The organism is Aquifex sp. (assembly GCF_056494385.1).
Window position 1 is genome coordinate 1 of sequence record NZ_JBSLZM010000003.1, and the last position, 5,374, is coordinate 5,374.

Annotated in this window: 5 protein-coding genes; all 5 read right to left on the reverse strand. The window is 44.2% G+C overall.

The genetic code is table 11. The features are described 5' to 3' along the window. Nucleotides 1-100: 100 nt before the first annotated feature. The 5 genes from ACWB1W_RS00245 to ACWB1W_RS00265 all read right to left on the reverse strand — a co-directional run bounded on the left by ACWB1W_RS00245 (nucleotide 101) and on the right by ACWB1W_RS00265 (nucleotide 5,306). Entirely contained in the window at nucleotides 101-766 is a 666-nt protein-coding gene (locus ACWB1W_RS00245; RefSeq protein ID WP_479369384.1) for a segregation/condensation protein A, read from the reverse strand. Continuing rightward, on the reverse strand, nucleotides 763-1,725 hold the full coding sequence (locus tag ACWB1W_RS00250; protein WP_479369385.1) for a tyrosine-type recombinase/integrase: 963 nt from the start codon (nucleotides 1,723-1,725) through the stop codon (nucleotides 763-765). The genes ACWB1W_RS00245 and ACWB1W_RS00250 overlap by 4 nt, the downstream gene beginning before the upstream one ends. Further along, on the reverse strand, nucleotides 1,688-2,149 hold the full coding sequence (locus tag ACWB1W_RS00255) for a hypothetical protein (RefSeq protein WP_479369386.1): 462 nt from the start codon (nucleotides 2,147-2,149) through the stop codon (nucleotides 1,688-1,690). Before ACWB1W_RS00255 ends, ACWB1W_RS00250 begins: the two co-directional genes overlap by 38 nt. A gap of 264 nt (nucleotides 2,150-2,413) precedes the next feature. After that, nucleotides 2,414-2,719: a hypothetical protein gene (locus tag ACWB1W_RS00260; protein ID WP_479369387.1), complete on the reverse strand. Its 306-nt coding sequence runs from the start codon at nucleotides 2,717-2,719 to the stop codon at nucleotides 2,414-2,416. Then, complete coding sequence (locus ACWB1W_RS00265; protein ID WP_479369388.1) at nucleotides 2,712-5,306, reverse strand: TraC family protein; 2,595 nt, start codon at nucleotides 5,304-5,306, stop codon at nucleotides 2,712-2,714. The genes ACWB1W_RS00260 and ACWB1W_RS00265 overlap by 8 nt, the downstream gene beginning before the upstream one ends. Nucleotides 5,307-5,374 lie beyond the last annotated feature (68 nt).

The following is a 5,374-nucleotide window of genomic DNA, read 5'->3' on the forward strand; positions in this document are numbered from 1 at the left end:
GAAGTGGCACCTGCTCAGAGAGGATGGCTATCCTGCTTGTGGCTATACATCTTTCAACTGGAGAAATGGCATAGAAGTGAGAGAGCTAACGAAGAAGGAACTAAGAAAACTGAGCCTCTGTGCCAATTGCAGGAAAAAGCTCAGATAGTTCAGGAACATCCTCAAATTCCATGTATGCATGGAGGTATGCGATGAATTCTCTGAGCGTTCTTATAGGTATACCTCTGAGAACTTTCTCCCTGACCTTTCGTGCAAGTTTATGATAGTCCACTTCTTCGTGCAAGACTTCCTTTAGATCCTTTTGAGCAATTTCCCAAAACTCTTTCCAGCTCAGTTTTCTCTCTACCCTATCCTTAGCCCCTGATGGTCTCCCTACCCTTACCTTATGTTCCCACAGCCACGAGAGGTCATGCTCAGGTTCGTAGTTACCCTCGGTATCTACTAACACATCTCTAACTTCCTTTATGGTTATCTTCTTCCTCTCAGGTTTAGGGGAGGAAAATACCTCTTCTATTTGGAGCTTCAGAAGCTTGGCGGCGGCTTCAAGAAATCTGCCCGCCTCTTCAAGGTATTCCCATTCTTTGAGATTTTCAGCTTCTCTTTTGAAAAGCTCTATCAGGTAGTCAATATCTATATCAAAGGCATCAACCCTTCCCCTTTCAATCTCTTTAAGAACAAGCTCATAAGGGGATAAGGTTAAAGCCCTGCTCATCTTACGAACTTCCTCAGCTCCGCGGGAGTGATTGTCCTTAAGGCAGAACTTCATAGCCTCTCAACTATCACCTCCATCTGTTTTTCCCTTTCCGCCTCCATGTAAACGTCCATTGTAGTTGAGATTTTTGAATGCCCCACCCACTCCGCTATCAGGTTTACGGGAAACCCTTTGGTAGCGAGCTTCGTAATGTAGGTGTTCCTGAAACGGTGAGTGTTGACTTCTATCTCATACCCCTTCTCCCTCAACCTTTTCTCTAAATCCCAGAAGAACCTCTTTGCCGTATCCTGCTTGAGGACAAGTGTTTTTGTGCTTTTGGGATACCTGATGGTATAGGTGAAGATGTAGTCATCAGGCTGTAGCTGAGAGAGCCATCTTTCCCACAGGGTTCTCCACTCCGACTTGAAAAAGTATATGAGAGCTTCCCTCTCTTTGCCGAACTTCCCTTCTCTTACCTCAGCCATCCATATCTCTTTTTCCTCTCCTTCGGAGGTGAGAACCTTCTTTACCCTGATGTTCTTCTTCTTCATGCTCAGGGCTTCTGAGAGACGAAGACCCGAGGAAGTGAGGAAAACCACGAGAAGGTAGTAGATAGGGTGCTTGGGTTCAAAGCCCTCAAGTGTTCCTCTGATGGCGGAAAGGATAAGCTCAAGCTCCTCGTCCGAGTAATACTTCTTCCCTTTCCTTTCCTGCTTTCTCTTAGCTCTGTAGATGTCCTCAAGAGCCTGAGAGTCAAATTCTACCGAGTAGCCTCTCTGCCTGAGCCACCTGTAGAACTGCCTCACTTCTCTGAGAATGGCTCTTATAGAGCTTTCTTTAAGTCCTTTTTCCTTGAGGTGCTCGTAGAACCTTATCAGCTCCCCCCTGTCAAGGTCTATAAGCTCGTCGGTGTAGTTTATCAGGTGCTTGAGGGCGTATTCTTTGGTTTCTATAGTTTTCGGGTCTCTTATCTTCTTCAGCTCATTGAGGTAAAGGTCAATTAGGTGTTCCATCGCCTTCTCCTTTTTCTGCAATCTCTCTGACCTTCTTCAAAAGCTCCATCGCTTCTTCTTCCTTCAGCTCATAGAAGTTGTCGGTGCTCCTTCCTTTGTAGCTTCCTTCTCTGATAATCCACCACCTTCCTTTCTTTTCTTCGTCCTTACAGAGCCGGTAGAGTATGCCTTCTCCTCTTCTTGAGATGTAAAAGGCACAATCTCCGTAGGAAGGAGGGAGGAACCACTTCGCTCTTTTTACGCTCACGAACTTTTCAATCTCTTCTCTTACTTTCTCCATCCACTCTTCGTTCAGAGTAAAGCTTTCATATTCGGGAGCGGAAAAGCTGATACGAAAGGGAGGAGGATTTAGTTTTTTGTCTATCGCATCCATCACGAGAAGTGCTCCCCCTGCTACGAGGTAGATGATGAAAAGCTTTTGAATGAGCTTCTTGAGCTTCTTCATCTTTACTCACCTATACCTATAGAGGTACTTAACTCTTTTCCTTTTTGCTTTGTCCTTTTTTGAGGGAAGCTTCCTTCCCATTCCTTCAAATTTGTCACCTTCATTTCTTACCTCCCTTTTTCATGTAATATATCACTCAATCAAAAATTTTTCAACATTAGTGGCTAAAAAGGTGAAGCTTTGAAAGAACAGGACTTCATAAGATAGATTTCGGAAAGATTTGATAGATAGGAGGTTGCGGTGTGGACAAATATCCCTTGAATTTCACCTCCAGCCTTTTTGGGTTAATTTATTCCTAACTTCACGGGTTATATCTCTTACTCTACTGCCCGTTACGCTACCCTTGTTGTAGACTACGCCATAGCTGTTAAGTACCTGCCTGAGTTTATACATAAAGTCTTCCAGCTTTGCCTCTTTGTCCCGATAGCTCATGTTGGACCGTTTGAGGTCATCAACATAATCTCTAACTATGCCCTGTATATCGCACACGTATATAGGTTTCAGCTTTGCCTCATAGAAGGCAAACGCTCCAAGAACAATTGCTAATGCGACTGCAACATCTCTAAACAACTGCATTGACTTCCCTCTCTGAATCTATTAGCTCATCCCATTCCTTCAGCAGTTGCTCGTACTGCCATTCGGATATCAGTTTGAGTGCAAGTGCATCTTCTATCCTCTGTATTCCGTGCTCCCTAACTTGCGCATATGTAAGCCAACCTTTCAGAATAGCCAGGGCAACAGGATTATTCTTTGCAAGTACTTCAACTGCCCCAATAAGACCGAGTTTTGGTTCCAGCTTTTTTATCCTTGCAATCTCTTCAGCCGTGGTGTTGTATAAGAACTTTGAGAAGTCGTCCAGTATAAGCCTTGCTTTACCGAACAGGCGCTGATTCCGCATGTATATCAAAATCTCGGACCACAGGTTTTTGGGATGCTTGGTAACACTCTTTGCAAGATAAACTGCATACGGATTTAAGGCTATGCCCTCTCTCTTTTCAAGGAATGCCAGGGATTGTTCTCCCAGCTCAAGCATGAATATAAAGTTTGAGTTGTCCACTATAGGCTTTGCGTGGTCAGATAAGAAATCCTCTACTGACTGGGTTATAACTCCAAAGGAAGCGTTGAATTTCCTTGCTATCCTGTAGCCACGAACTATATAAGGAACTATGTGTTTATCTTGCAAAAACTCCCAGCTCTCATCAAAGATAACAACCTTTTTTAAGTCCCTCGGGAGAAGGTATACATTCTTCTGAATATTGATTAGAACCAGATACATTAGCACATTGAAGAGAGTTGTATCATTGATAGACTTTACCTTGAGCAGGTCTATTACGTAGAAGGGCTCATCCATGATATTTACTTCTGCCTTTCCAACAAAGAATTTTCGTAACCATGGATTCTCTACCCACCTTATAAGAGCGTTCTGAAGATGCTCCGGGAGTCGCAAGATGATGTCTTCTATTGAAGCTTCACTCCCTTTCTCAGCCCAGACCTCGTTTATTACCCTTTCAACCGTTCCAATATCGTGGCTGACCTGTAGCTTCTCCTCATACGAGGAAATATCTCGTGGGTCTATGCCAAGCATTATGAATATCAGGTCCCTAACAAGGAGGGTTGCAATGTTTACACGTGTCCTTTCACCGTCATCGCTTTCTACCTCAACCACAACATCCTGCATGTGTGTAAACGGGTTGAGACACACAGGATTTTCAGGGTCTATCTCTATGCAGGGAGCGTTGTACAGCTTCGCAAGCTTCTCATATGACCCCCCTACATCTATAACTCTTACCATTGCTCCTTTTGCGAGGTAAGCGTTAATTATGTCATTGGCGAGGACGGATTTACCACTACCCGTAGAGGCAACTGTGATGAAATTGTAGCCTGCTGCCGAGTTAAAAATGTCTACATACATTACCTGACCCTTGGGAGATATAAAACACAGCCCCGGCGGATAATCTCCTTCCCTGGCAAAGTTGCCTTTAAGGTCTCCCATGACAGGCAAGAACTTAACGGCATCTTTACCCATGAGTATGAAGTGCCTATTCCATGCGGAGTAGATTCCCTTTTCCCCGAATGGAAAGCAAAAGGGCAACGAATATATAAAATCTTCCAGCACTGGACCAGGGTCCTCCTCAATAAAGACTTTGAATGAACTCACTCCGAATGCTTCTTCCGAAGCCACGTTTGTAAATATTTCTTCCAGCTTGTTGATTTCTGAAGGGTGAGCTCCGGCAAAGAGCCACATCTCAACAGCCTTTTCTCCCTTGTCTCTTCTTTCCCTGAATAGTTGAAAATCCTTAGCTGCATCCTTGAGGCGTGGAGCGATTTTAGCTCCTATACCCATCGCTTGCCTTTCTATTGCAACCCCCTTTGTGTTGAGTAGCCATTTCACCTCCCCCATAGGCTTCTTCCGTATTGTTACTGAAATCCAGAATGCACGTTTTAGGTTTGAGCTAACCTCTTCCAGCCTGTCCGCCCCGAGCAACCTTGCCATCATTGCAATGTGATAGCGGTTGGGTAGGAAGTAAGGAGATATGATTGAGTATTCACGCCCGTCCTTTACTTTGACTCTCTTCCCTTCTTCTACAATCTCAAAGTTACGAGGGACAAGCCCCTCTATGCTGTCAACTCCCTGAGTTGTTTTGCCGAACAAAACCTTGTCCAGCAAAATAGAGAAATCTTCATAAGATAGTGTCCTGTGTTGCATCTTAAGATTGTCAAGCGTTTGTGTTATATCGTTTCTCAGCTCAATAACCTTTTCCATATCTATGTCTTTGTTAAGCGGTATGTAAAACATCAGAAAGAGCCTGAAATCTCTTATTGGGTGAATGCCCCAGAAACCCCCTTCTTTTGCAGCCCGACGGTAAAACTCATACCTCTCTTCAAACAACCTTCCGGCTAATCCTCCCCCCTTCCGTATCAGGGAAAGAATGTCATCTATATCGTCATCTGCCCAGAGAAACGCTTGCATGAGAGCATCCTCGGGTAACTTTTCCACTATCTTGTAAAACCCATTTTCTACCCTGCTATCTGCGTACATATAGGGAGAAGTTTCAAAGGCAAACCCGAGTCCAACATCGTTTTTCTTGTACCTGAGTAAGAATAGACCTTTTTCTTCGGTAATAGCCCTTACAAGTTCAACGAACCTGGTTGCCATTCTTCACCTCCAGAAGGGAGCAGTGTATATACCCGAGGTTTGTCAAGCACCATTCTCCCTTCCTCTTA